27 protein-coding genes and 1 pseudogene are annotated in these 23,855 nt (G+C 65.1%); 18 read left to right on the plus strand and 10 right to left on the minus strand.

Translation table 11 applies throughout. The features are described from left to right. The first annotated feature begins 12 nt into the window (after positions 1-12). The 3 genes from fmt (at position 13) to T31B1_RS17545 (ending at position 2,923) form a co-directional block, all read left to right on the plus strand. The gene (gene fmt, locus T31B1_RS17535; RefSeq protein ID WP_353250833.1) at positions 13-939 is read left to right on the plus strand and encodes a methionyl-tRNA formyltransferase; all 927 of its coding nucleotides are present in this window, start codon (positions 13-15) and stop codon (positions 937-939) included. Continuing rightward, entirely contained in the window at positions 932-2,260 is a 1,329-nt protein-coding gene (gene rsmB, locus T31B1_RS17540; RefSeq protein WP_353250834.1) for a 16S rRNA (cytosine(967)-C(5))-methyltransferase RsmB, read from the plus strand. The genes fmt and rsmB overlap by 8 nt, the downstream gene beginning before the upstream one ends. Positions 2,261-2,356: 96 nt before the next feature. Then, on the plus strand, positions 2,357-2,923 hold the full coding sequence (locus T31B1_RS17545; protein ID WP_353250835.1) for a type 1 glutamine amidotransferase domain-containing protein: 567 nt from the start codon (positions 2,357-2,359) through the stop codon (positions 2,921-2,923). A 567-nt stretch (positions 2,924-3,490) separates the two neighbouring features. On the opposite strand, the gene T31B1_RS17550 is transcribed toward T31B1_RS17545, so the two are convergent. The 10 genes from T31B1_RS17550 to trkA form a co-directional block, all read right to left on the minus strand. Further along, positions 3,491-4,201, minus strand: coding sequence for an SIMPL domain-containing protein (locus T31B1_RS17550; protein WP_353250836.1), 711 nt, complete (start codon positions 4,199-4,201; stop codon positions 3,491-3,493). Positions 4,202-4,232: 31 nt separating this feature from the next. Beyond that, the gene (gene hisF / locus T31B1_RS17555) at positions 4,233-5,018 is read right to left on the minus strand and encodes an imidazole glycerol phosphate synthase subunit HisF (RefSeq protein WP_353250837.1); all 786 of its coding nucleotides are present in this window, start codon (positions 5,016-5,018) and stop codon (positions 4,233-4,235) included. Continuing rightward, positions 5,015-5,773, minus strand: a complete 759-nt coding sequence (gene hisA, locus T31B1_RS17560) for a 1-(5-phosphoribosyl)-5-[(5-phosphoribosylamino)methylideneamino]imidazole-4-carboxamide isomerase (RefSeq protein ID WP_353250838.1) — start codon at positions 5,771-5,773, stop codon at positions 5,015-5,017. Before hisA ends, hisF begins: the two co-directional genes overlap by 4 nt. Positions 5,774-5,835: 62 nt before the next feature. Then, the gene (gene hisH, locus T31B1_RS17565; protein WP_353250839.1) at positions 5,836-6,480 is read right to left on the minus strand and encodes an imidazole glycerol phosphate synthase subunit HisH; all 645 of its coding nucleotides are present in this window, start codon (positions 6,478-6,480) and stop codon (positions 5,836-5,838) included. Between the two features lie 18 nt (positions 6,481-6,498). Beyond that, positions 6,499-7,092 carry an imidazoleglycerol-phosphate dehydratase HisB gene (gene hisB / locus T31B1_RS17570; protein ID WP_353250840.1) on the minus strand — a complete coding sequence of 198 codons (594 nt, stop codon included), beginning with the start codon at positions 7,090-7,092 and terminating at the stop codon, positions 6,499-6,501. A gap of 103 nt (positions 7,093-7,195) precedes the next feature. After that, positions 7,196-7,633 carry a D-aminoacyl-tRNA deacylase gene (gene dtd, locus T31B1_RS17575; protein ID WP_353250841.1) on the minus strand — a complete coding sequence of 146 codons (438 nt, stop codon included), beginning with the start codon at positions 7,631-7,633 and terminating at the stop codon, positions 7,196-7,198. Next, complete coding sequence (locus tag T31B1_RS17580; RefSeq protein ID WP_353250842.1) at positions 7,630-8,607, minus strand: homoserine kinase; 978 nt, start codon at positions 8,605-8,607, stop codon at positions 7,630-7,632. Before T31B1_RS17580 ends, dtd begins: the two co-directional genes overlap by 4 nt. After that, a complete protein-coding gene (locus T31B1_RS17585) occupies positions 8,607-8,951 on the minus strand; it encodes a tetratricopeptide repeat protein (RefSeq protein ID WP_353251069.1) in 345 nt (114 codons plus the stop codon). Before T31B1_RS17585 ends, T31B1_RS17580 begins: the two co-directional genes overlap by 1 nt. 46 nt (positions 8,952-8,997) lie before the next feature. Beyond that, positions 8,998-10,467: a TrkH family potassium uptake protein gene (locus T31B1_RS17590; protein ID WP_353250843.1), complete on the minus strand. Its 1,470-nt coding sequence runs from the start codon at positions 10,465-10,467 to the stop codon at positions 8,998-9,000. Between the two features lie 37 nt (positions 10,468-10,504). Further along, complete coding sequence (trkA, locus tag T31B1_RS17595) at positions 10,505-11,896, minus strand: Trk system potassium transporter TrkA (RefSeq protein ID WP_353250844.1); 1,392 nt, start codon at positions 11,894-11,896, stop codon at positions 10,505-10,507. A gap of 102 nt (positions 11,897-11,998) precedes the next feature. On the opposite strand from trkA, the gene hisI reads away from it, so the two are divergent. The 15 genes and pseudogenes from hisI (at position 11,999) to T31B1_RS17670 (ending at position 23,854) form a co-directional block, all read left to right on the plus strand. Next, positions 11,999-12,430, plus strand: coding sequence for a phosphoribosyl-AMP cyclohydrolase (gene hisI, locus T31B1_RS17600; RefSeq protein ID WP_353250845.1), 432 nt, complete (start codon positions 11,999-12,001; stop codon positions 12,428-12,430). Further along, on the plus strand, positions 12,423-12,746 hold the full coding sequence (locus tag T31B1_RS17605; protein ID WP_353250846.1) for a phosphoribosyl-ATP diphosphatase: 324 nt from the start codon (positions 12,423-12,425) through the stop codon (positions 12,744-12,746). The genes hisI and T31B1_RS17605 overlap by 8 nt, the downstream gene beginning before the upstream one ends. A gap of 28 nt (positions 12,747-12,774) precedes the next feature. Then, a pseudogene (gene tatA, locus T31B1_RS20080) lies at positions 12,775-12,916 on the plus strand (twin-arginine translocase TatA/TatE family subunit); the annotation flags it as partial. A gap of 200 nt (positions 12,917-13,116) precedes the next feature. Beyond that, the gene (gene tatB, locus T31B1_RS17615) at positions 13,117-13,542 is read left to right on the plus strand and encodes a Sec-independent protein translocase protein TatB (protein WP_353250847.1); all 426 of its coding nucleotides are present in this window, start codon (positions 13,117-13,119) and stop codon (positions 13,540-13,542) included. Then, a complete protein-coding gene (gene tatC / locus T31B1_RS17620; protein ID WP_353250848.1) occupies positions 13,539-14,318 on the plus strand; it encodes a twin-arginine translocase subunit TatC in 780 nt (259 codons plus the stop codon). Before tatB ends, tatC begins: the two co-directional genes overlap by 4 nt. Before the next feature lie 95 nt (positions 14,319-14,413). Further along, positions 14,414-15,097, plus strand: coding sequence for an EF-hand domain-containing protein (locus tag T31B1_RS17625; protein ID WP_353250849.1), 684 nt, complete (start codon positions 14,414-14,416; stop codon positions 15,095-15,097). A gap of 314 nt (positions 15,098-15,411) precedes the next feature. Continuing rightward, the gene (locus T31B1_RS17630; protein WP_353250850.1) at positions 15,412-16,260 is read left to right on the plus strand and encodes an NAD-dependent protein deacetylase; all 849 of its coding nucleotides are present in this window, start codon (positions 15,412-15,414) and stop codon (positions 16,258-16,260) included. A 212-nt stretch (positions 16,261-16,472) separates the two neighbouring features. After that, positions 16,473-17,405 carry an ROK family protein gene (locus T31B1_RS17635; RefSeq protein WP_353250851.1) on the plus strand — a complete coding sequence of 311 codons (933 nt, stop codon included), beginning with the start codon at positions 16,473-16,475 and terminating at the stop codon, positions 17,403-17,405. Positions 17,406-17,502: 97 nt separating this feature from the next. After that, positions 17,503-18,114 (plus strand): thermostable hemolysin, encoded by a 612-nt coding sequence (locus tag T31B1_RS17640; RefSeq protein ID WP_353250852.1) that lies wholly within the window; start codon positions 17,503-17,505, stop codon positions 18,112-18,114. Continuing rightward, the gene (locus tag T31B1_RS17645) at positions 18,108-19,574 is read left to right on the plus strand and encodes an AMP-binding protein (protein ID WP_353250853.1); all 1,467 of its coding nucleotides are present in this window, start codon (positions 18,108-18,110) and stop codon (positions 19,572-19,574) included. The genes T31B1_RS17640 and T31B1_RS17645 overlap by 7 nt, the downstream gene beginning before the upstream one ends. Before the next feature lie 20 nt (positions 19,575-19,594). Then, positions 19,595-20,266 (plus strand): iron-containing redox enzyme family protein, encoded by a 672-nt coding sequence (locus T31B1_RS17650; protein WP_353250854.1) that lies wholly within the window; start codon positions 19,595-19,597, stop codon positions 20,264-20,266. After that, positions 20,263-21,060, plus strand: coding sequence for an SDR family oxidoreductase (locus tag T31B1_RS17655; RefSeq protein WP_353250855.1), 798 nt, complete (start codon positions 20,263-20,265; stop codon positions 21,058-21,060). Before T31B1_RS17650 ends, T31B1_RS17655 begins: the two co-directional genes overlap by 4 nt. A gap of 43 nt (positions 21,061-21,103) precedes the next feature. Continuing rightward, positions 21,104-21,760, plus strand: a complete 657-nt coding sequence (locus T31B1_RS17660; RefSeq protein WP_353250856.1) for a tetratricopeptide repeat protein — start codon at positions 21,104-21,106, stop codon at positions 21,758-21,760. Next, positions 21,747-22,430: a response regulator gene (locus tag T31B1_RS17665; RefSeq protein ID WP_353250857.1), complete on the plus strand. Its 684-nt coding sequence runs from the start codon at positions 21,747-21,749 to the stop codon at positions 22,428-22,430. The genes T31B1_RS17660 and T31B1_RS17665 overlap by 14 nt, the downstream gene beginning before the upstream one ends. Continuing rightward, positions 22,427-23,854 (plus strand): ATP-binding protein, encoded by a 1,428-nt coding sequence (locus tag T31B1_RS17670; protein WP_353250858.1) that lies wholly within the window; start codon positions 22,427-22,429, stop codon positions 23,852-23,854. Before T31B1_RS17665 ends, T31B1_RS17670 begins: the two co-directional genes overlap by 4 nt. Position 23,855: the final 1 nt, after the last annotated feature.

Genomic DNA, 23,855 nt, shown 5'->3' on the forward strand with positions numbered 1-23,855 from the left:
AATGTGATGCCCATGAATATCGTCTTTGCCGGCACTCCCGAATTCGCCGTACCGTGCCTGGAGGCCATCGCAGCCAGCGGGCATCGCCTGGTGGGTGTGCTCACCCAGCCGGATCGGCCGGCCGGCCGGGGGCGCCGTCTGGCCGCCTCACCGGTCAAGCAGCGCGCGCTTGAATTGAACGTGCCCGTACAGCAGCCGGAATCGCTCAAGAACGCGCATGCCTTTGGCGAACTCGCCGCCCTCGAGCCGGACCTGATCGTGGTCGTGGCCTATGGTCTGCTGCTGCCGAAAAAGGTGCTGGCATTACCGCAATACGGCTGCATCAATGTGCACGCCTCGCTGTTGCCGCGCTGGCGTGGGGCCGCGCCGATCGCGCGTGCCATTCTGGCCGGCGACAGCGAAACCGGTGTGACGCTCATGCAGATGGCCGCGGGCCTGGATACCGGGCCCATGATCGTGCGTCGCGCCGTGCCCATCGACGGAGACACTACCGCCGGCACGCTGCACGACACGCTCGCCGAGGTGGGCGCGAAGGAGCTGGCGGATTTTCTGGGCCAGCTCCCGGACGGGGTGCACGCCGAGCCGCAGGACGAGTCCCAGGCCTGCTATGCCCATCGCCTGGACAAGGCCGAGGCGGCCATCGACTGGCGTCGACGTGCCGATGAAATCGTGCGGGCGGTGCGTGCGTTCGTGCCGTGGCCGGTGGCGCATGCGCGTCTGGATGGCCAGCCGGTGCGCTTCTGGCGTGCCACAAACGCCCCGGCTACCGGCGATACAGCCGAGCCGGGTACGGTCGTTGCGGCGAGTGCGAAGGGGATCGATATCGCCACCGGGGCCGGTACGCTGCGAATCCAGGAGCTGCAATTGCCGGGCAAGAAGCGCATGGATGCGGCCGCGGCAGTCAACGGTCGTGACTGGGTCGGTCGCCGTTTTGAATAAACACCGACGCCACGCGGGCAACGACATCGCCGACGGCGCGGCCTCGCGCGCCCGGGCCGCCCGGATCGTCGCTGCGGTGATGAACGACGGGCGCAGTCTCGATGCTGCGCTTGCTGAGATCGCGGCCGATCCGGGCGCCGGCGATCGCGGGCTGGTGTCGGCCATGGCCTATGGCGTATTGCGCGACTACCGAGCGCTGGACGCGCGGCTTGCGCCACGGCTGTCGCGCAAGCCGCAACCGCTTTTGCGCGCGCTGCTGCTGGTCGGTCTCTACCAGCTGGAGTCCATGCGGGTGCCACCGCATGCAGCCGTGCACGCCACCGTCGCGGCGAGTGCCGTGCTCAAGCTCGGCAAGGCGCGCGGCATGGTCAATGCGATTCTGCGCGGCCATCAGCGTCAGGCCGCGGCCGCGGGTAACGATGAGGCCGGCCCGGGGGTGCGCTATAGCTATCCGGATTGGCTGGTCGAACGGATTCGCACCGACTGGGGCGGCCAGTGGCCAAACGTGCTCGCCGGCGGCAATCGGCCGGCGCCCATGCACCTGCGTGCCAACGCGCGCCACGGCGATCGCTTTGTTGCCATGCGTGCGCTGGTCGAGGCCGGCCTGCACAGCGAGGCTGCCCGTGTATGCGACAGCGTGCTCACGCTCGATACGCCGATTGCCGCCGCCGAGCTGCCGGGATTCGCCGACGGGCGCATCTCGATCCAGGACGGCGCGGCGCAGCTGGCCGCCGTGCTGGTCGGCGCGCGCGACGGTGATCGGGTCCTGGATGCCTGTGCGGCGCCGGGCAACAAGAGCGCGCATCTGCTGGAGCGGGCCGATATCGATCTGTTGGCGCTGGATATCGACGCCCAACGGCTGGCTACGCTCAACCAGACGCTTGCCCGGATCGGGCATACCGCCAAGGTCGAGACGGCCGACGCCGCCCGGCCCGAGGTCTGGTGGAATGGCCGTGCTTTCGATCGCATCCTGCTGGATGCGCCGTGCAGCGGCACCGGCGTGATCCGTCGCCATCCCGATATCAAATGGCTGCGTCGGCCGGCAGATATCGCCGCGGCCGCCGAGCGCCAGCTCGCTCTGCTGGAGGCAATGTGGCCCACACTCGCGCCGGGCGGCCGGCTGGTCTATGCGACCTGTTCGATTTTGCGTGCCGAAGGCGTCGATGTGGTCGATACATTTCTCGCGCGTACGGCCGATGCGCACGAGCACGTCATCGATGCGCGCTGGGGGTTTGCCGAACGCTACGGGCGACGCATCGCGCCTGGCATGCACGGCTTCGACGGGTTTTATTACGCCGTACTCGAACGTGGCTCGGCTTGACGGGCGCCGGTATTACGTAGCATTACGGAGTTGAATCGATTGCGCACAACCGCACGCTTGGTCGGGTACTGATTCATCGACCGAACTGGAGTTGTGATGAGCGACGAACTCAAAGGCAAGAAGATTGCATTCTTGGCCACGAACGGTTTCGAGTACTCCGAGCTGACTCAGCCGTGGGACGAAATCAAGGCCGCAGGCGCTGATGTCGAACTGATCTCGCTCGAATCCGGCAAGATTCAGGGCGAAAGCGGCGGCGAGCCGAAGGGCGATCCGAAACCGGTCGACAAGACCGTCGATCAGGTCTCGGCCGGCGACTACAACGCACTGGTGCTGCCGGGCGGCCTGGCCAATCCGGATACGCTGCGTACCAACGACAAGGCCGTATCCTTCGTGCGCGATTTCTTCGCCCAGCACAAGCCGGTCGGGGCCATCTGCCACGCGCCGTGGGTGCTGATCGAGGCGGATGTGGTCAACGGCCGCACGCTCACGTCGTTTCCCTCGGTACAGACCGATCTGAAAAACGCTGGTGCAACCTGGGTCGACCGCGAGGTCGTCTGCGACGAGGCGCTGGTGACCAGCCGTACCCCCGATGATCTCGACGCGTTCTGCGCCAAGATGATCGAAGAGATCGCCGAAGGCAAGCACGAAGAACAGACCACCTGATACCGTATAGGCGTCCAGCGGCGGCAGGGACCAGGGCCAGATGCGTTGGCGCCTGGAAACTGCCCGCTATATGTCGATCCGGCTCTCGTTGCAATGAGGGCCGGATTTTTTTTGCCCGGTCGCCCGGTCTCACACCGTCCGGCGATGCACGCCAGCCGGACGCGTCGCAGCAACGCCCGGGCCGTCGGATCTGCCACGGGTACGCGCTACGCGCCGATGCCTCCGTTCTGGTGCCGGGTGTGACGACGCACACCCGCCGGCCGAAGCCCGCCGGGGTTGAGCCTGGGTCGGCGCGGGCTCCTGGCCGGACCGTTCGTGGCATGCCGTGCGCCAGCACGTCGACCGCAGGGTAAGCGAAGACGGGATGCGACAGCGCCCGGCCCGGCGTCGCGATCGCTCGACATTCAGCTAGCGGACATGGGCCGGGTCTGGGACGGTCCTAGAACGGACGTTCGATCCGAACGCCACGGAATCGATTCCAGGGGATCGGCGAGGGGCCCGAGGTGCCGGCACCGGCCGTACGTCGTGGCGTATTTGGCTCGCGTCGATCGGGACTCGCCGCGGAGTTCAGTCGTCCAGGGCGTAATCGATGGTCGTGACTACGCGCACTTTCTTGACGTCGGGCGTATAGCTGTCCAGATCCTCGATCGAGAAATAGCCCTGCGTCGCGCTGCGTATCTGGCCGACATCGCTACCGGAGTCCTCGGCGAATTGCCGCGCGGCGGCTCGGGCATCGGCCGTGGCGGCGGCGATCATGTCGGGCTTGATGGCTTCCAGTCCGGTGAACAGGAACTCGGTACGGTAGTTGTAGTTGGGCGACAGCAGCACGCCCTGTGCGATCAGTGAACCCACCCGCGGCATGGCGTTCTTGACGGCGGAGATCTTGGCGGTGCGCACGAGCACGGTGGCTTCGGCCGAATAGCGATCTTCCGGGCGCTGATTACCGTAGTTGTTGGCGTACTGGTCGGTGACCTGAGGGGAGGTCAGACTCACTTCCTGGGCATCGAAACCAGCGTCTCGAAGGAACGCCCGAATGACCGCTGCCTGGGTATCGACCTGTCGCTGGACGCTGTTCAGGTCGTTGCCGGTCACGGTGAAGTGCAACGGCCAGAGTGCGAGATCGGCCGGTACCTGACGTTCGGCCAGGCCCTTGACGGTGACCGTGCGGTCGGCCGATTTCCAGCTCACCGCCGCGCTGTTGAGATAGCTGCCGCCCAGCACCAGGCCGACGGCGACGAACAGGCCCAGAACGGCCGCGGCCAGAACGTTGTTGTGCATGGACCGACTCCGGTAGCGCGCCTGCAACCGGTCAGCGGTAGATCGGGTCTCGAACCACCACGCCGCGCTCGGCGAGAAAACCCTTGGCCTGTTGAATAGTATAGGTGCCGAAATGGAAGATCGAGGCCGCCAGTACCGCGTCGGCTGCGCCGATCTCGAGACCGTCGTGCAGATCCTCGAGGCTGCCGACACCGCCCGAGGCGATGACCGGTACATCGACCGCGTTGGAGATCGCCCGGGTCAGCTTGAGATCGAAGCCGGATTTGGTACCGTCCTTGTCCATGCTGGTCAGCAGCACTTCGCCGGCGCCCAGCCCGACGAGCTTGCGGGCCCATTCGATGGCATCGATACCGGTGGACTTGCGTCCGCCGTGGGTGAATATCTCCCAGCGCGGCGGTTCGTTCTTCTTGGCCACGTTCTTGGCGTCCAGGGCGACCACGATGCACTGAGATCCGTAGCGATAGGCGGCTTCACGTACGAAATCGGGGTTGGAGATCGCCGCGGTGTTGATCGAGACCTTGTCGGCACCGGCCGACAGCAGTCGGCGTACATCCGGCAAGGATCGCACGCCGCCGCCCACGGTCAGGGGAATGAACACTTCGCCGGCGACGCGCTCGACCACGTCCATCAGCGTACCGCGATCCTCGTGGCTGGCACTGATGTCCAGAAACACCAGTTCGTCGGCGCCCTGTTGATCGTAGCGCCGCGCGATCTCCACCGGATCGCCGGCATCCTTGATCTCCAGGAACTTGACGCCCTTGACGACGCGGCCCTTGTCGATATCCAGGCAGGGGATGATGCGTTTGGCCAGGCTCACGCCGAGCCTCCGCTGCGCTGCTGGCGATAGTTGACCAGCTGGCGTGCCGCGGCGAGGTCTATCGTGCCCTCGTAGAGCGCGCGGCCGATGACCGCGCCGGCCACGCCGTCGCTGACGGCGCCGAGCAGGGCTTCGATATCGTCGATGTTGGTCACCCCGCCCGAGGCGATGACCGGAATGGTCAGTTCCGCAGCCAGGGCACGGCTGGCCTGCACGTTCACGCCCTGCATCATGCCGTCGCGGCTAATGTCGGTATGGATGATCGCGACCACGCCGTCGGCCTCGAACTGCTGGGCCAGGTCAGCCACCGTGTGGTTGGACAGCTTGGACCAGCCGTCGGTGGCGACCATGCCGTCGCGCGCATCCAGACCGACGATGATCCGCCCGGGAAATTCGACGCCCACGTCGGCCACGAAATGCGGCTCCGAGACCGCCCGCGTACCGAGAATGACGAACTCGACGCCGCGCTCCAGATACGTCTCGATAGCGGCTTCGTCGCGGATGCCGCCGCCGACCTGAACCGGAATCCGGCCGGCCGCGGCCACGATCTCGCCGATCACCCGGTCGTTGACGGGGTAGCCAGCCTTGGCGCCGTCGAGATCGACCACATGGATCCGGTCGGCGCCGGCTTCACACCAGCGCCGGGCCACCGCCACCGGGTCGTCGTCGAACACGGTGACGTTCTTGTCCATATCGCCCTGGCGCAGGCGTACGCACTGGCCGTTCTTGATATCGATCGCGGGGATAAGTAGCACGCCGGAATTCCTCGTCTACGGCTGGGATGAATGAGACATGCGATATGCGCAGGTCGAATGGGTCAGGCGCTGCCGTCCCATTCCAGGAAGTTGGCCAGCAGTTGCAGCCCTGCCGACTGACTCTTCTCAGGATGGAACTGCACGGCAAATACGTTCTCGCGCAGGATCACCGACGCAAAGCGGACGCCGTAATCGGTCGTGCCGGCGATATGACGCTCGTCCTCGGGCACGACGTGATAGCTGTGCACGAAATAGAACCAGCTCGCCGGGGCGATGTCTTTCCACAGCGGGTGATGCCGCTCCTGGCGTACCTGGTTCCAGCCCATGTGGGGAATCTTGCGGCGTACGCCGTCGGGCTGCTCGTCGGGGCGGGCGAAACGCACCGTATCGCCGGGGAATGCGCCCAGGCAGGCCACGCCGCCGGATTCCTCCGAATGCGCCATCAAGGCTTCGATACCCAGGCAGACGCCCATCAAGGGTTTGCTGCCGAGCTGCGAGCGGATCATGTCGTCGAGCTCGAGCCGATGCAGTTCTTCCATGCAATGGCCGATCGCGCCGACGCCCGGCAGTACCAGACGGTCCATCTTGGCGAGCGCATCCGGGTCGAAGCTGACCTCGATCTGCTCGTCCGAGGCGACATAGCGCAGGGCCTTGGCAATCGAGTGCAGATTGCCCATTCCGTAATCGATGATACCGACGGTTGCCATAAGCTCGCTTGAAAGGTTTTAGAGACTGCCCTTGGTCGACGGCATGGCCTGTCCGGCGCGCTCGTCGGCCGACACGGCCATGCGCAGCGCGCGTCCGAAGGCCTTGAAAAGCGTTTCGGCCACATGATGGGCGTTGGCGCCCTTGATTGCGTCCATGTGCAGGGTCAGCGCCCCGGCGCTGGCCAGGCCCTGGAAGAACTCGCGTACGAGCTCGACATCGAAGGTGCCGATCTTGTCGCGGGTGAATTGGGCATCGAAGAACAGGCCCGGCCGGCCCGACAGGTCTACCACCACCCGCGACAATGCTTCGTCGAGCGGCACATAGGCATGTCCATAACGCACCAGCCCGCGCTTGTCGCCCACGGCTTCGCGCAGCGCCTGGCCCAGGCAGATGCCCACATCCTCGACCGTGTGATGATCGTCGATATGCAGATCGCCGACCGCGGCCACGTCGAGATCGATCAGCCCATGACGGGCGATCTGATGCAGCATGTGGTCGAAAAACCCCACGCCGGTGTCGGCCTTGAACACGCCTTCGCCGTCCAGGTCGACGGTGACCCGGATATCGGTTTCGGCGGTCTGGCGTGCGATGGTCGCGCGTCGTGCCTTCATGGGCCTGAAATAAGCTCTGGAACACTCCGGAACGCGGGATAATACGCCCATTGCATGGGCAACGCGAACGCATCGACGGCCGTGCCGGCCGCACCGCATGCGACTAGCTCTGCAGCCAGAATGTGACCGGTCCGTCGTTGATGAGCCCGACTTGCATGTCGGCGCCGAACAGACCCTGGGCCACCGGCCTGTGGGTGGTGCGCAACGCGGTGACGAATACATCGAACAACGGGGCGGCGCGATCAGGCGGGCAGGCGGAGGAAAAACCGGGCCGGGTGCCACGACGTGTGTCCGCGGCCAGCGTGAACTGAGGTACGGCCAACACGGCCAGACCGGCATCGATTGCGCTGCGGTTCATGCGTCCACTGGCATCGGCGAACACGCGATAGCCCAGGACCCGCTCGGCCAGTCGTTCGGCGCGGGCGGGCGTGTCGTCGGGTACGGCGGCCACGAATACGAGCAGCCCGGCGCCGATCGCGGCCTGTTCCTGATCGTCGATGGTCACCGAGGCGCGTGTGACGCGCTGGAGCAGCGCGATCACGACGCGTGATCGACGCCGCTGCCCTGTTCCACGCAGTTCGGGGGCCACCGCCGATGCTGGCGCAACAGGCGCTCGAAGGGCGTCGGGTCATGTACGTGAGTGACCGCGCCGTCCATCGGAAAATGGTAGTCCACCAATCGCGAGACCCAGAACCGCAAGGCGGCCGCACGTAGCATCGCCGGCCATGCGGCCTGTTCGTCAAATGTCAGGGCGCGCCGGCGGGCATAGGCATCGATGAACGCTCGCCAGTGCGAGGCACGATAGATGCCCTCGTCGTCGAAAGCCCAGTCGTTGCAGATCACGGCCAGATCGAACAGCAGATAGTCGTGGCAGGCGTAGTAGAAATCGATGATGCCCGATACGCGATCGTCCTCGAACAGAACGTTGTCGCGGAACATGTCGGCGTGCACGACGGCTTCGGGCAATACGGAGTAGACCTGTCGCGTCTGCGTGGTCTGGTAGGCGATCTCGTCGTCGAGCAGGGCCAGGGTGTCGGCATCCAGCCGTTCGGCCAGTCGGGACCGTGCGTCCGCGATCCAGCTCAGCCCGCGCGGGTTGGCCTGGCGCTGGTCGAATGAACGCACCGCCCGATGCATTTCCGCGACGACGCCGCCCAGCGACGCACACTGGCGCGGTGAAGGCGCAATGACGCTGGCCCCGGCCAGCCGGTAGACCAGTGCCGCCGGCCGGTCACGGACCCGGCTCAGGAAACCGCCATCGTTGCGGGCCACCGGGTGTGCGCCCGGCACGCCATGACCCGCGAGGTGGTCCATCAGCTGCATGAAGAACGGCAGCGAGCCGGTATCCATCTGCTCGAACAGGGTCAGCACCCAGCGGCCCGAACTGGTATCGACGAAGTAATTCGTGTTCGTAATGCCGGCCGCGATCGCGCGATGGCCTTCCAGCTCGCCGATGGAATAGTCGGCCAGCAGCGCGGCGAGGTCCTGTTCGTCGACGCGCGTATAAACCGACATCAGGGGGCATCCGCTGTGTCGCGAGACCCGCCCTGCTTGGCGGCCCGGCGCAGGAACACCTGCATTTCTCGTGCCGCCTGATTGTCCCCGCGCGCTTCGGCCACGGTGATCCCATGTTCGAGCGCGTCGATCGCCGGCTCGACCTGGCCGCTGTCCAGCAGCGCCTTGCCGTAGAGTTTCCAGGCTGCGGAATAGTCCGGGTCCAGGGCGACCGCTTCGCCGAGATGCTCGGCCGCCGCGGCGTGCTCGCCTTCCTTGGCCAGCAGTTCGCCGAGCGAAAAACGCAGCAGCGCGTTGTCCTGGCCGCCGGCGAGCATGTCTTGGAGTCGCTGTTTCATGTCCATGCCGCGCAGTGTAACCGAGCCGGGCAGTGGCCCGGCCATCACCGGATCAGCGACGCCAGAACGCCGGCGAGAGGATGACCAGCAGGGTGAACACTTCAAGACGGCCGAGCAGCATGGCCATGCACAGCACCCACTTGGCGATGCCCGGCAGGCCAGCCATGTTCGACGACACCTCGCCCAGGCCCGGACCGAGGTTGTTGATCGAGGCTGCGACCGCCGAAAACGCGGTGAGCTCACTCAGACCGGTCGATAGAAGGATCAGAAACATCACCACGAACACGGTGATATAGACGGCGAAAAATCCCCAGACCGCCTGAATGACCCGGTCGGGGATCACCTTGCCGCTGATCTTGATCGGAATCTCGGCGTTGGGATGAATCAACCGGCTGATCTCGCGCAATCCCTGCTTGGACAGAAGGATGAAGCGCACTACTTTCATGCCGCCGGTGGTCGACCCGGCACAGCCGCCCACGAAGCTGCCCAGCAGCAGAAACATCGGCAAAAAACTGGGCCAGAGCGAGTAATCGGTCGTCGTGAAGCCGGTCGTGGTGCCGATCGATACCACCTGGAACATGGACTTGATGAACGCCGAGGGCAGCGACACGTACGTGCCGGAGACCATCAGCACCACCGTGGCCAGCAGGGTGGCTGCAGCGACCATGATCAAGAAGGTGCGCGTCTCGGCATCCTTCCAGTAGGTCAGCGGGTTGGCCGAACGCCAGACCATGAAATGCATGGAAAAACTGATGGAGCCTACGATCATGGCGATGATTGCGGCCAGTTCGATGACCGCGCTGTCGTGGTGCCCCAGCGATAGGTCGTGGTTGGAAAACCCCCCGGTGGCAATCGACGAGAACGCATGGCTGATGGCGTCGAAGCCGTTCATTCCGGCGAGCCAGAACACCAGCGCACAGAAGGCGGTCAGCGACAGATACAGGTACCAGAGTGCTTTGGCGGTTTCGCGAATACGCGGGGTGAGCTTGGAATCCTTGACCGGCCCCGGCGTTTCCGCGCGGTATAGCTGCATGCCGCCGACGCCCAGCATGGGTAGCACCGCCACCGCGAGCACGATGATGCCCATGCCGCCCATCCAGTGCAGCAGCTGACGCCAGAACAGCACCGCGTGGGGCAGGGTGTCGAGCCCGGTAAGTACCGTCGCGCCGGTCGTGGTAAGCCCCGAGACCGATTCGAACACCGCGTCGGTGATGCCGATATCCGGGCGCGTGGCCAGATACAGCGGCACCGCGCCGAACAGGCTCAGCACCATCCAGAACAGCACCACGACGAGAAAACCGTCGCGGATCTTGAGTTCACGCCGAACGTGACGAACCGGTAGCCACAACAGTACCCCGGTGCCGAGCGTGATCAGGAAACCGATGCCGAAAGCGTCCGCCTCGCCGTCGCCGTAGACCAGGCCGAGGATCATGGGGATCAGCATGCTGGTGGAAAAAATCATCAGCAGCAGGCCCAGCACCCGCTGCACCACGGCGAAATAGTAGTTCAGCTGCAGTCTCATCGACGGTCCGCCGGGCCGCTAGGCCCGGACGCTGCGGCTAAACATACGACACGCCCACCTGGAACAGCTTCTCGACATCGGCGGTGTATTTCTTATCGATGATGAACAGCATCACGTGATCGCCGGATTCGATCAGAGTGTCGTGGTGAGCGATGAGCACTTCGTCGCCGCGTGCGATGGCGCCGATGGTCGTGCCCGGCGGCAGCTTGATCTCCTCGATACGGCGGCCGACCACACGGGAGTTGTCCCGTTCGCCGTGGGCGATGGCCTCGATGGCTTCGGCCGCGCCGCGCCGCAGCGTATGTACGCGAACCACATCGCCGCGGCGCACGTGGGCCAGCAGCGCCGAGATGGTCGACTGCTTGGGCGAGATCGCGATATCGATCTGCGTGCCGGAGGATTCGATGAGATCCACGTAGGCCAGCCGGTTGATCAGCGACATGGCCTTGCGCGCACCCAGGCGCTTGGCCAGCATCGCGGACAGGATATTGGCCTCGTCGTCGTTGGTGATCGCACAGAATACATCGACCGACTCGATATTCTCCTCGAGCAGCAACGACTCGTTGGCGGCATCGCCCTTGAGCACGATCGAGCGATTGACCTTCTCGGACAGCCAGCCGGCTCGTTCGGGATTGTTCTCGATGATCTTGACCTGGCAATGATTTTCCAATGCCAGCGCAAGCCGCAGGCCGATATTGCCGCCGCCGGCGAGCATCACCCGCTTGACCGGGCGGTCGATCTTGCGCAGCTCGCTGATCACCTGCTTGATGTTGCGGCGTGCGGCCACGAAGAAGACTTCGTCGTCGGCTTCGATGACCGTATCGCCCTGGGGGATCATCGGTTTGCCGCGGCGATAGATCGCGACCACGCGCGTATCGGCTTGGGGCAGGTGCTCCCTGAGCGCGCGCAGTTCCTTGCCGACCAGCGGTCCGCCGTAGTAGGCCTTGACGCCCACGACCTGGACCCGCCCCTCGGCGAAATCGACCACCTGCAGCGCACCCGGGTACTGCACCAGCCGCTTGATATAGTCGGTCACCAGCTGTTCCGGGCTGATGCTCATGTCGATCGGGATCGCGTCTTGATGGAACAGACGGCCTTCGACGAGATATTCGGAAGCGCGGATGCGCGCGATCTTGGTCGGCGTATGGAACAGCGTGTAGGCGATCTGGCAGGCCACCATGTTGATCTCGTCGGTGGCGGTGACCGCGATGATCATGTCGGCATCGTTGGCGCCGGCGTTGCGCAAGACATCCGGATGCGCGGCATAGCCGTGGACGGCGCGGATGTCGAGCCGATCCTGGAGCGGGCGCAGCAGCGACTCGTCGGTATCCACCACGGTCACGTCGTTGGCCTCGTGCGCGAGATTCTCGGCGAGTGTCGCCCCCACCTCGCCGGCCCCCAGGATTATGATCTTCATGCGGCGCAACATTAGAGCGCGCCTTGTCCAGTTGCAACAGCTGACGTTGGCCTGTGTTCGTGATGCCAGCCAGGGCGTAAGATGACGAACGACGAAAGGATTCCAAGAGACACCGTGAGTCGAGACAACCCCACCCCGCCCGCTGTCGGCTCCGACGCCGATTGGCTGGATCATGTCGCCTGGGACGCGCGCGGACTCGCGCCTGCCATCACCCAGTCCGTGGACAGCCATCGCGTGTTGACGCTGGCCTGGATGAATCGTGAATCGCTCGCCGCGACCATCGAATCCGGCTATGCAACGTATTGGTCACGTTCGCGTGCCAAGCTGTGGCGCAAGGGCGAGACGTCAGGCAATCTTCAGCGTATTGTCGAAATCCGGCTGGATTGCGACAACGATGCGCTATTGCTGATCGTCGAGCAGATCGGCGGCGTCGCCTGTCATACCGGCCGCGAGTCGTGTTTTTTCCAGGTTTACGACAATGGCCGCTGGGTCACACGCGATCCGGTCGTCGTCGATCCCCAGGCCATGTACGGTTTGCATGAGTAATATCGATATCTTCACGGCTCTGGACAACGCATTGGCCCAACGGCGTCAGGCCGACCCGGCCAAGAGCTACACGGCGTCTTTGTATGCTGGTGGCACGAGCGCGATCAACACCAAGATCACCGAAGAGGCCGGCGAAGTGGTGGAGGCCGCGCTCGAGGACGACGACGCCCATCTGGTGCACGAGGTCGCCGATCTCTGGTTTCACTGTATGGTGTTGCTGCAGTCACGCGGGCTCGACGTGAAGGCCGTCGAAGACGAACTCGCCCGGCGATTCGGCATCTCCGGGATACAGGAAAAGGCCGCCCGCTCGCGCTAGGCGCCGGGTCTACAATTCAGACGAGGTAATCATGATTGGTGGTATCAGCATCTGGCAGCTTCTGATTCTTCTGGTAATCGTCGTGCTGGTTTTCGGCACGAAGCGCTTGCGCAATCTCGGGGGCGATCTGGGTTCGGCGCTCAAGGACTTCCGTGGCGCCATGAAGGACAGCGAACACGATGACGACAGCACGACCCAGGACGCCCGCAAGCGCCCTGAAGATCCGCAGCTCGTCGACGAACTGGGCAAGACCAAGCCCAATACCGGCCCCGTCGAAGAGGCGCGCCAGCGCAACCCCCATCGTGAGGAATCCGATCGGCACGATTAGAGAACGTTCCATGCCGCACCGATTGTCTACCGCCGAGGCGTCATGTTCGACGTAGGTTTCTGGGAGCTTGCGCTGATGGCCGTGATCGGCCTGATCGTGCTGGGCCCGGAGCGGCTGCCCGTGGTCGCCCGTACCCTTGGCACCTGGATTGGCCGTGCCAAGGGTTATGTACGCGGGCTGACCAGTGAGCTCGAGCGCGAAGTCAATGTCGACGATCTGCGCTCGCAGGTACGGCGCGCCCGCGAGCAGATCGAGGCCGATACGCGCGAGACCGCCAGCCAGGTCAAGACTTCGGTCGATCCGGACGCGCCGCGCTCGCGCGCCGAAGCCACCGCCCGCATGAGCGAGCGTGGCGAACCCACCCAGGCCCGCACCGCTTCGCCGGACGATTCACAGTCATCCCCGGGCGAACAGGACACGACCAACCCGGTGGCCGATGCCGCCCGGCATGACGATCGACATTCATGAGCCACGATGATTTCCAGGCCGAAGAACAGCCGCTGATCGCGCATCTGCTGGAACTGCGTACACGGTTGTTGCGTATCGTGATCGGCATCCTGATCGTATTCGTGCCCGCGGCTTATTTCGCCCGCGATCTGTTCACGTTCCTGTCCGGGCCGCTGCTGTCGCACATGCCGGTGGGCAACAGTCTGATCGCGACCGGCGTAGCGGCGCCGTTTCTGGCACCGTTCAAACTGGCGATGCTGGTCTCGGTCGCGCTGTCGCTGCCGTGGACTCTATATCAGATATGGATGTTCGTCGCCCCCGGGCTCTATGCGCAGGAAAAACGCCTGGTCACGCCACTGCTGATCTCCAGCACGGGGCTGTTCTATCTGGGGATGGCGTTCGCCTATTACGTGGTCTTCCCCGTGGTGTTCGGGTTTTTCATCTCGGTCGCGCCGGCCGGCGTGGCGGTCATGACCGACATCTCGGCGTATCTGGACTTCGTGCTGGGCATGTTCATGGCGTTCGGCATCGCTTTCGAACTGCCGGTGGCGATTTTCCTGATCGTCTGGGCCGGTTTCGTTACGCCCCGCCAGCTGGCCAGTTACCGGGCGTATATCGTGGTGGCGGCCTTCGGCGTGGGAATGCTGCTGACCCCGCCCGATGTGATATCGCAGACGCTGCTGGCCGTGCCGATCTATCTGCTCTACGAGATCGGGATCTGGATGGCGCGCCTGTTCGTGCCCGGTATGAAGGAAGTCGAGGCGCAGCAGGATGAACAGCGGCGCGACAACGGTTAGACCGGTTCCGTCGGCCGGGGCTTAAGCAGGCATTCAGATCGATGGCGTAGTGTGGTGGCGGTAATTCGCAGACGACCCGACAAGGAAGGGTAGTTATGTTCAAGAAAACCGCAATTGCGCTCAGTCTGGCCATGGTGGCCGGGTCCGGCCTCGCGGCCCAGGGCAGCGCCATGAGTGGCAGCGCCTCGGCGTCGGGTATGGATCAAAACGCCAACGTCGATGCCTCAGTCGCGGCCCAGTTCCGCTCGCTCGACACCAACGGCGACGGCGTGATCAGTCGCTCCGAAGCGTCGAAAGATCCTGCCCTGGCCAAGGCATACGACTCGTTCGATACCTCGGCCACGATGGAGGCCGACGCCCGACAGAACGGTCCGGTGGGTGGTATCACGCTGGAACAGTACGAGGCCGGCATGCAGGCGGCACATTCGAATGCCGGCGTCGTCGGGGATTCGGTGTCCGGTGGGCAGACCTATATCATGATGAAGGACGGCTCGAAACGGCTCAAGAGCGACACATCGAACGCTCAGCAGCGCATGCGCAGCGGCGCATCGAACATGCAGGAGCGCGCCGGCGGTGCCATGTCGTCGTCGAGCCAGCGCATGCAGCAGGGCGTAGGACAGGCGTCCGACACCATGCATGAAAAAACCATGCGGCGTGCCAGCGATGGCTATGACAAGGCCCGCACAACCGGTAGCGATACCTACGACAGCGCGCGCGGTACGGCCGGCGATGCGGGTATGCGGAGTCAGGGCGAAGTGCACGAGCAGGCCAACTACTAGTCCGCCATCGCGCTGCAGGCGTGAGCGTGCGTACGCTTAGGCGCCCGCATCCCCGGGGATGCGGGCTTTTTTGTGTTCGGCGCCAGCGACCCGCGCCCATCGGCCGCAGTGCATCCTGAGCGAGCGGCGGTACGTAGAATCGCGCCTATGAACATCAAACCTTGGTCATCGGCACCCGGCTGGGGCGGCCTCGCGCACGAGTCATCGGTCCCTCGTGGGCGCCAGTGGACGCTTGATCGTTGCCGACACGCGCAGCGAGCGGCCCTGTGGGATGTCCATGGTCGTGGCGCAGCACCGGCCTCGCGGTGGGCAGTTTGAACTCTGGACCGGAGGCTGACGTCGATCGGCTGCGGGCGTTCATCGACGATCATCCCCGTTTGTTCGTGCTGACCGGCGCCGGAATCAGCACCGACTCGGGTATTCCGGACTACCGAGACCGCGACGGTGGCTGGAAGGGCGCCACGCCGATACAGCACCAGGAATTCGTGCGACAGGCGGCCAAGCGACAGCGCTATTGGGCGCGCAGTATGGCGGGCTGGCCACCGGTCGCCCGAGCGCGACCGAACGCCGCGCATCACGCGCTGGCCGCGCTCGTTTCGAGTGGCCGAACCGCCGCCCTCGTGACTCAGAATGTGGACGGACTGCATCAAGCCGCGGGTGCCCGTGGGGTAGTGGATCTGCACGGCCGGCTGGACCGCGTGATCTGTCTCGATTGCAACACACGTCTGTCCCGTCATCGCGTCCAACAGATGCTCATCGCGCACAACGGTGATTGGCTGGCCGACGCCGGCGCCATCCGTCCCGATGGCGATATCGAACTCGGAGCGGTCGATTACAGCCGGTTCCGAGTGCCCGACTGTCCTGTCTGTGGCGGCGTCTTGAAACCGGACGTGGTGTTTTTCGGCGGATCGGTGCCTCGGCCGGTCGTCAACCGGGCCTGGGCGGGGCTGGCACACGCGGATGCGGTGCTTGTCGCGGGATCGTCCCTCATGGTCTGGTCGGGATTTCGCTTCGTGCGCGATGCGGCGCGGCGGGGACTGCCCATACTCGCGGTCAACCGCGGCCGCACACGCGCCGACGATCTGATCGACTGCAAGCTCGAAGGCGATTGCGCCGAACTGCTCGGCGCGGCGATCCGTCCGGCGCATGTGGGGCCAGACTGAGCCCGAGCCCGCCGGCGGCGCAGTCGTCAGCGCAATTCGCCGCTGCCGTCGATATGGCCGAACGGAATGCCGCCCACGACGAGCCGGGCCGCGATAACATAGCCGATAAATTCCAGATGCCGTCGGATCATGTTCGCCACCTCCGCATGCTTGGACCCGTTACCTCCCGGATCGTTCGTCAGAATGGATCGCCCGCATGACGAGCGCATGACATGAAGGGCAGCGCAATGCGGCTCGGCGTGGACCTCGGAGGCACCAAGATCGCCGGCATCGTGCTCGGCGAAGGAGACCGCGTCGTGGCCGAGCGGCGCGTAGATACCCCTTCCGGCGACTACCGCGCGACCATCGCTGCGATCAAGGCGTTGGTCGATGCGCTCGAGTCGGAGGCGGGGGTGGAGAGATTGCCGCTGGGAATTGGTACGCCAGGCAGTGTCGTACCGGGCACGCGCCGCATGCGAAACGCGAACTCGCAATGCCTGAATGGCCGGCCGCTGGCCGACGACCTGCAGTGCGCGCTGGCGCGAGAGGTTCGTATCGCCAACGATGCCGACTGTCTGGCGCTGTCGGAAGCCCATGACGGAGCCGCGGCGGGTGCGGCCAGCGTGTTCGGCGTGATTCTGGGTACCGGCGTCGGCGGCGGCGTGATCGTCGAGGGTCGGCCGCTGCGCGGCTGCAACGGTCTGGTCGGCGAGTGGGGCCATATCAACCTGCCATGGCCGACCGCCTCGGAGGCGCGACAGCCGCCTCGGTGCTGGTGCGGGCTCGACGGGTGTCTGGAGACCTGGCTCTCCGGGCCCGGCATGAGTGCTGATCATCTGCGCCGCGGCGGCAGCCGTCTCGATGCCGAGGAGATCGTTGCGCGCGCCGAGGCCGGTGAGCGTCTGGCCGGTGCTACGCTGCGCGCCTGGCTCAGGCGGGTCGCCCGGGCGATGGCGCTGGTGATCAATCTCATCGACCCCGAGGCGATCGTGGTCGGCGGCGGATTGTCCCAGATTCGCTGGTTGTACAGCGAAGTGCCCAAGATCTGGACCGAGCACGTTTTCGCCGATGGCATCGAGACCCGTTTGCTGCCGGCACTACACGGCGACGCCTCGGGTGTACGCGGTGCCGCCCGGCTCTGGCCGATGGATACGACGACCGCCTGAGACGCCTCGGCGAGCGTGCGCCCGGCATAAGCAAACCTTAAGTTTCGCTGTCTAATCTCGGCCGCATCATCCACGGATGGGGCCGCCGATGGCAGCCATGTCGAGAGCGGTGCGCGGCGCGCATCTTCGCTATTACCAGCCACAGACCTGTGGCCGGGCGCAAATCGAGCGCTTCGTGACCGAGTGCTATGCGCGCCAGTACGGCGCGCGCCTGGCTGATTTCTTCCCGCATCAGCTGGCTCTGTTCGACGAAGCAGGCCTGAGAGGTTGTCTGGGCTTCCGACCCGCCGACGCCGGCGGGCTGTTTCTCGAGCAGTACCTCGATGCCCCGGTCGATACGCTGCTGGGCGGGCGCTTGGGGATGGTTGCCCACCGGTCGGACGTGGTCGAGGTCGGTGGGCTGGCCGCGGACTGGTCCGGCGCCGCTCGGCGGCTGATCCTCATGGCCATCGGTTGGCTGGGTGCGGCGGGCTATCGCATCGCCGCATTCACCGCCACCCGCAGTCTGGTCAACAGTTTTCGTCGTCTCCAGCTGCAGCCGTTGGACCTGGGCCTGGCCGAGCCGTCCCGGCTTGCGCGCAGCGACACCGACTGGGGCCGGTATTACGACCATGGACCCCATGTCTATGCCGGTCTGATCGGAATCGGGCCGGCGACGCGCGTGCCCGCTGCGGCCGAGCCGGTATCAAGCCAGCCACAGCCATGTTGAACCCCGGCTGGCTCAATACCAACTGCGCAGTCGCCGGACCGGCACTTCACCTGGATCGGCGCGGCCTGGAGCAGGCCATCGACGGCTGGCGAGCGAGCTTCACGGATCTGGGAGCCAAGGTGGTCGGCCTGTTCGCCGACAACGGCCCGCACTGGTTGAGCTGCGATCTGGCCATGCTCGCGGGCGACGTCGTGGCCGTGCCGCTGCCGTCGTTCTTTTCCGATAGTCAGCTGATTCATGCGATCGAGCGTGCGGGCATCGATCACGTGGTAGCCGACGATCCGTATCGGCTGACGGGGCTTGGCCTGGGACTGCAGTCAGCCGGCCGCTGCCATGGCTTCGAGCTGCTCGCGCGTGGCGACGTCGAGCCCGTCGCGCTTCACGCCGGCACCACCAAGATCACGTTCACGTCGGGCAGCACCGGCACCCCCAAGGGTGTATGCCTGGATCAGACGAGTGCGCTGCGGCTGGCCGCGACGCTGGGCGATGTACTGGCCGAGCTGGGCATCACCCGGCATCTGAGCGTACTGCCCTTTGCGACGCTGCTGGAGAATGTGGCCGGTGCCTATGCCGCGCTGGGCGTGGGCGCGACCGTACTCGCCGTGCCCCTGGCCCATATCGGTTTCGGCGGTGCCGGCGGATTCGATCCCACCCGGCTGCTGTCGTGTCTTCACCAGTACACGCCCGACAGCGTCATCCTGTTGCCCGAACTGCTGCGCGCGCTCGTACAGATGGGCGAAGCCGGCGCGCCGATGCCGGGCTCACTCAAGTTCGTGGCCGTCGGTGGCGGCAAGGTCGGGGTCGGGCTGGTCGAGCGGGCCTGCGCGCTGGGCTTGCCGGTTTACGAAGGCTACGGGCTATCGGAATGCGCATCGGTGGTCAGTCTCAACCTGCCAGGCGCTGCGCGTCCGGGCAGTGTGGGCCGTGCGCTGCCGCACGCACGGGTACGGCTGGCCGATGACGGCGAGATTCACGTGATCGGCAGCGCGATGCGCGGCTATCTGGGCGAAGCGCCGGCCCCGGCCGAGATTGCCACAGGCGATCTGGGAGCCTTTGACGACGATGGCTACCTGTACGTGCGCGGGCGCAAGAAAAACCAGTTCATCACCAGTTTCGGCCGCAACGTCAATCCGGAATGGCCCGAGGCCGTGCTGCTGCAACACACGGCGCTGCGCCAAGCGGCGGTGTTCGGCGAGGCCATGCCGATCAATGTCGCAGTTCTGGTGGCTGCACCCGGCGCAGTCGATGCCGATCTCGATGCGGCCGTCCAGGCAGCCAACCACGTGCTACCCGTTTATGCGCGCATCGGCGCGTGGCTGAGAGCCGATGCGCCGTTCTCTGCGTTCAATTCACAGGCCACCGGCAACGGTCGATTGCGACGCGAAGCCGTGGCCGCTTGTTACGAGACACGTATTGCCGAACTCGCGAGCGCGATGCGAGCGGCTTCCCATCCAGGCTGAACCGATAAAGGCAGACCCCTATGAATTTCTACGATCAACTCCAGGCCGATACCGCCGCCGATCGCGAATACCTGCGCTCGGCACCGATCATTCGCGCGGTGTTCGACGGCCGGGTCACGCGTGACAGCTATATCGCGTTCCTGACCCAAGCCTATCACCACGTCAAGCATACGGTGCCACTGCTCATGGCCTGCGGGTCGCGTCTACCCGCGCGTCTGGAATGGTTGCGCGAGGCGCTGGGCGAATATATCGAAGAAGAGATGGGCCACCAGGAGTGGATCCTGGCCGATATAGACCGGGTGGGCGGTGATGCCCAGGCGGTTCGCGAGGGTGGCCCGGCCATGGCAACCGAGCTGATGGTCAGCTATGCCTATCACGTGGTCGATCGGGGTAACCCGGTGGGGTTCTTCGGCATGGTGAACGTGCTGGAGGGCACCAGCATCGAGCTGGCCACACCGGCCGCCGAGATCATCCGCAAGCAACTCGGCCTGCCGGACAAGGCGCTGACTTATCTCAATACCCACGGCAGTCTCGATCAGGACCATATCAAGTTCTTCGAGCAGCTCATGAACCGACTGGAGGATGACCAGGACAAGGCTGCGGTCACGCATGTGGCCCGGGTCATCTTCCGGCTTTACGGCGACATGTTCCGCGGCCTGCCGGTGCCCGACGAAAATCGGGCGGTCTCATGAAGATCGCCGACGCGCGCGTACTGCTTACCGGTGCCACCGGCGGTATCGGTCAGGCCATCGCTACCCATCTGGCGGCGCAGGGCGCTTGTCTGCTGCTCAGCGGCCGCCGCGAGCGTGAACTCGAACAGATGGCTACGGGCCTGCGTGAGTCCGGCGCGCGGGTGGCCATCGCCCCGGCCGATCTGGGCGACGGGGGGGCGCTGTCGAACCTGGCCGAGATCGCCGGCGGTTGGCAAGGCGGTGTGAACGTGGTGGTGCACAACGCCGGCATCAACGTGAGCGGCTTGCTGGAATCGATCGATACGACGGCGATCGCCGACGTCATGGCCGCCAATGTCGTCGCCCCCATCCAGCTTACGCGCCTGCTGTTACCGGGGCTGCTGGAACGCAGCGAGGCCCAGCTGCTGTTCATGGGGTCGGGTTTCGGCACGCTCGGTTATCCCGGCTTTTCGATCTACAGCGCCAGCAAGTTCGCGCTGCGAGGCTTCGCCGAGGCGCTGCGTCGGGAAGTCGCCGATACCAACCTCTCGGTTTCGCTGTTGGCCCCCCGTGCGGTGGACACCCCGATCAACGATGCCCGGGTACGCGGTCTGCAAGGCGCGCTGAAAATGGCGGTCGATCCGCCGGCCCGTATCGCCGCGGCCGTGGCCGGGCTCATCGAAAAGCCACGTGCCGAGTGCCAGGTCGGCTGGCCGGAACGCATGTTCATGCGTGTAAACCGGTTTGCGCCGAGTCTGGTGGATGGCTCACTGCGGCGGCAGTTGCCCGAGATTCGTGCCCATCTGAAACCATGAGCGGCGCGGACAACCTCCGGCTGCGTGAAAAGGAACTCGTTCGATGAAAAAGCTGCTGTGGCTTTATCTCCTCATATTGATGATGCCGTTCACGACGGCGTGGGCCGCCAGCGGTCTGGATGCGCGACTGCTAGCGCTGCAGCACGGCTGGGCACATGCCAATTATGAAGTCGACTCAGACAAGGCACGGGCCGAGGCGTTCGCTGCCCTCGAACCCGAAGCCCAAGCATTGGTCGACGATTATCCGGGACGCGCGGAGCCTCTGATCTGGCAAGGCATCGTCCGTTCCGGCCATGCCGGTGCCAAGGGCGGACTCGGGGCCTTGAGTCTGGTGAAAAAGGCACGCGAGGATTTCGATACCGCGATTCGTATCGATCCGCGAGCACTCCAGGGATCGGCTTATACGAGCCTCGGTGTGCTTTACTACAAGGTGCCCGGTTGGCCATTGGCCTTTGGTGACGACGACAAGGCGCAGAGTAATCTGGAACACGCGTTGGCGATCAATCCCGACGGAATCGACCCGAACTATTTCTATGCCGAGTTTCTCGCCGAGCGCAAGAAGGATTACGCACAGGCGCTGTTGTTCCTCGACAAGGCCGATGCCGCAAAGCCTCGCCCGGCCCGACCACTGGCCGACGCAGGCCGTCGCCGAGAGATCGCTGCACTGCGATCACGGGTAGAACAGCATGTCGGCGAGTGAGGGCGTGGCCTCGGTATTGATCGTCGAGGACGACGAGTCGCTGCGTCTGGGCCTGGAGCGCGGCTTGACGCAGGCTCGGTATGCATCGGTGTCGGTCGGCGATGCCGCCTCGGCCCTGGCGGCACTGGCCAAGCACGAGTTCGCGGCCGTGGTGCTGGATCTGGGGCTGCCCGACCTGGACGGTGTCGCGCTGCTCAAACGGATTCGTGCCGAAGGGTTCGCCGTGCCGGTGGTGATTCTCAGTGCGCGCGATGCCCTGGACGAACGTGTGCGAGGCCTGGATGCGGGAGCGGACGACTACGTGCTCAAGCCCTTTGCGCTCCAGGAACTCATGGCGCGTGTCAGAGCGGCGATCCGCCGCGGCGTCGGCCAGGCCAGCCATCGTCTGTCACACGGCGATGTAGCCCTGGACACCGCGGCATGGCAGGCTCAGTTGAAAGGCCGTCCGCTGGCCTTGAGTCGACGCCAGTTCGCAGTGCTGGCCGAGTTGTTGCGCAACGAGGGGCGGGTGTTGACGCCGGATCATCTAGAGGCGGCGGTGTACGGCTGGAACAGTGATATCGAGAGCAACGCGATCCAGGTGCATATCCACGCATTGAGGCGCAAACTGCCGGCCGGATTCATTCAGACGGTACGCGGTGTGGGCTACATGGTCTGCGAGCGTCCGTGACCCTGTGGCCGGGCTCTATTCGGGCGCGTCTGCTGATCGGTCTGCTGTTGGTCGGCATCGGCATGAACGCCGCGTTGCTTTCGTCGAGCTATCGCGCAGCGCGTCACGAGATCAACGAGTTGTTCGATGCACAGCTCGCCCAGTCGGCACGCGTTCTCGAAGGTGTGTTGGCGGCCGGGCCTGATCGCGCCGATGATCGGTTGCGTCGTACGCTGGTCGAGCACGGTTGGCACGGTACGTCCGGCGACGACCGCGCAGACGATGAAGGCGACGAGGCGACGGCCGACGGTCACGAGTACGAAAGCAAGCTGGCTTTCCAGCTGCTCGACGGCTCGGGCACGATTCGTGCGCGCACACTCAGTGCGCCGGAACGGCCGTTCAGCGGCCAGACACGCGGATACGACACCGTGGAGCTGGCTGGTTACCAATGGCGAGTGTTCGTGCTGCCGCTCAGCGATGGCGACGGGCGTATCCAGGTTGGCCAGCGTGAGGATATCCGCGGCGAGCTCGAAGGTCGGATCGCCTGGAAGACCGTACAGAAGAGCCTCTACGGCCTGCCGCTGCTGGCCTTGCTGGTGTGGCTGCTGGTCAGCGTGGGGCTACGGCCGTTGTCCCGCTTGAGCGCAACCATCGGCCAGCGCGATGAAAGCCAGCTGGGTCCGGTGTCACTGGCCGGAACGCCGCGCGAATTGCAGCCGATCATCCGTGCGCTCAACAGCCTGTTCGAACGGCTGCGCGGCGCATGGGCGCGTGAGAGACGCTTTATCGATGAAGCCGCACACGAGCTGCGTACACCGCTGGCCGCCATCCAGTTGCATGCCGAGTCGCTCAGCGCCGAACGCGATCCGGCGATGCGTGAGCGGATCATCGAGCGCCTGCTGGATGCCAGCAATCGCGGATCCCGCCTTGCCTCGCAGTTGTTGACGCTCGCACGGGTCGAGTCGAACGAGGCGCGCGTCGTGCTGCGGCCGATCGCACTGGCCCCGTTACTGCGTGAGGAGGCGGCCCTGCAGGCGCCGCTGGCCGCACGGGCGCACAGGGCCATCGAACTCGATGCGCCCGCCGATCTGCCGTTCGTGATGGCTGAGCCCGGCCTGCTCGGGCTGATGGTCCGGAATCTCATCGAGAACGCGCTGCGCTATACGGCCGAAGGCTCCACGGTCCATATCGCAGTGGTGCCCCAGGGTGACCATGTCTCGGTCCGTATCGTCGACGAGGGCCCGGGTATCCCCCGCCCGGCACGCGAACGGGCCATGGCACGTTTTTCGAGTCTGAGCGACGGCCGTTCGGGTAGCGGCCTCGGGCTGGCCATCTGCAGCCGGATTGCCGAGCAGCATCGAAGCCAGGTGGAACTGCTCGACCGGCCGGACGGCCAAGCTGGATTGTGTGTGCAGATACGGCTGATAGCGGCCTCGATACAATGAT

This window comes from Salinisphaera sp. T31B1 (genome assembly GCF_040361275.1).
Taxonomy (GTDB): Bacteria; Pseudomonadota; Gammaproteobacteria; order Nevskiales; family Salinisphaeraceae; genus Salinisphaera.

What these genes read in the sequence shown, in the direction of transcription:
- hisB (WP_353250840.1), bottom strand. Translation starts at nt 7,092, where the DNA reads ATGAAGGCACGACGCGCGACCATCGCACGCCAGACCGCCGAAACCGAT.
- T31B1_RS17585 (WP_353251069.1), bottom strand. Translation starts at nt 8,951, where the DNA reads ATGGACATGAAACAGCGACTCCAAGACATGCTCGCCGGCGGCCAGGAC.
- T31B1_RS17660 (WP_353250856.1), top strand. Translation starts at nt 21,104, where the DNA reads ATGAAAAAGCTGCTGTGGCTTTATCTCCTCATATTGATGATGCCGTTC.
- hisH (WP_353250839.1), bottom strand. Translation starts at nt 6,480, where the DNA reads ATGGCAACCGTCGGTATCATCGATTACGGAATGGGCAATCTGCACTCG.
- T31B1_RS17635 (WP_353250851.1), top strand. Translation starts at nt 16,473, where the DNA reads ATGAAGGGCAGCGCAATGCGGCTCGGCGTGGACCTCGGAGGCACCAAG.
- trkA (WP_353250844.1), bottom strand. Translation starts at nt 11,896, where the DNA reads ATGTTGCGCCGCATGAAGATCATAATCCTGGGGGCCGGCGAGGTGGGG.
- T31B1_RS17655 (WP_353250855.1), top strand. Translation starts at nt 20,263, where the DNA reads ATGAAGATCGCCGACGCGCGCGTACTGCTTACCGGTGCCACCGGCGGT.
- tatC (WP_353250848.1), top strand. Translation starts at nt 13,539, where the DNA reads ATGAGCCACGATGATTTCCAGGCCGAAGAACAGCCGCTGATCGCGCAT.
- T31B1_RS17645 (WP_353250853.1), top strand. Translation starts at nt 18,108, where the DNA reads ATGTTGAACCCCGGCTGGCTCAATACCAACTGCGCAGTCGCCGGACCG.
- T31B1_RS17625 (WP_353250849.1), top strand. Translation starts at nt 14,414, where the DNA reads ATGTTCAAGAAAACCGCAATTGCGCTCAGTCTGGCCATGGTGGCCGGG.
- T31B1_RS17650 (WP_353250854.1), top strand. Translation starts at nt 19,595, where the DNA reads ATGAATTTCTACGATCAACTCCAGGCCGATACCGCCGCCGATCGCGAA.
- fmt (WP_353250833.1), top strand. Translation starts at nt 13, where the DNA reads ATGAATATCGTCTTTGCCGGCACTCCCGAATTCGCCGTACCGTGCCTG.
- T31B1_RS17605 (WP_353250846.1), top strand. Translation starts at nt 12,423, where the DNA reads ATGAGTAATATCGATATCTTCACGGCTCTGGACAACGCATTGGCCCAA.
- T31B1_RS17665 (WP_353250857.1), top strand. Translation starts at nt 21,747, where the DNA reads ATGTCGGCGAGTGAGGGCGTGGCCTCGGTATTGATCGTCGAGGACGAC.
- T31B1_RS17545 (WP_353250835.1), top strand. Translation starts at nt 2,357, where the DNA reads ATGAGCGACGAACTCAAAGGCAAGAAGATTGCATTCTTGGCCACGAAC.
- T31B1_RS17590 (WP_353250843.1), bottom strand. Translation starts at nt 10,467, where the DNA reads ATGAGACTGCAGCTGAACTACTATTTCGCCGTGGTGCAGCGGGTGCTG.
- T31B1_RS17580 (WP_353250842.1), bottom strand. Translation starts at nt 8,607, where the DNA reads ATGTCGGTTTATACGCGCGTCGACGAACAGGACCTCGCCGCGCTGCTG.
- T31B1_RS17550 (WP_353250836.1), bottom strand. Translation starts at nt 4,201, where the DNA reads ATGCACAACAACGTTCTGGCCGCGGCCGTTCTGGGCCTGTTCGTCGCC.
- T31B1_RS17640 (WP_353250852.1), top strand. Translation starts at nt 17,503, where the DNA reads ATGTCGAGAGCGGTGCGCGGCGCGCATCTTCGCTATTACCAGCCACAG.
- tatB (WP_353250847.1), top strand. Translation starts at nt 13,117, where the DNA reads ATGTTCGACGTAGGTTTCTGGGAGCTTGCGCTGATGGCCGTGATCGGC.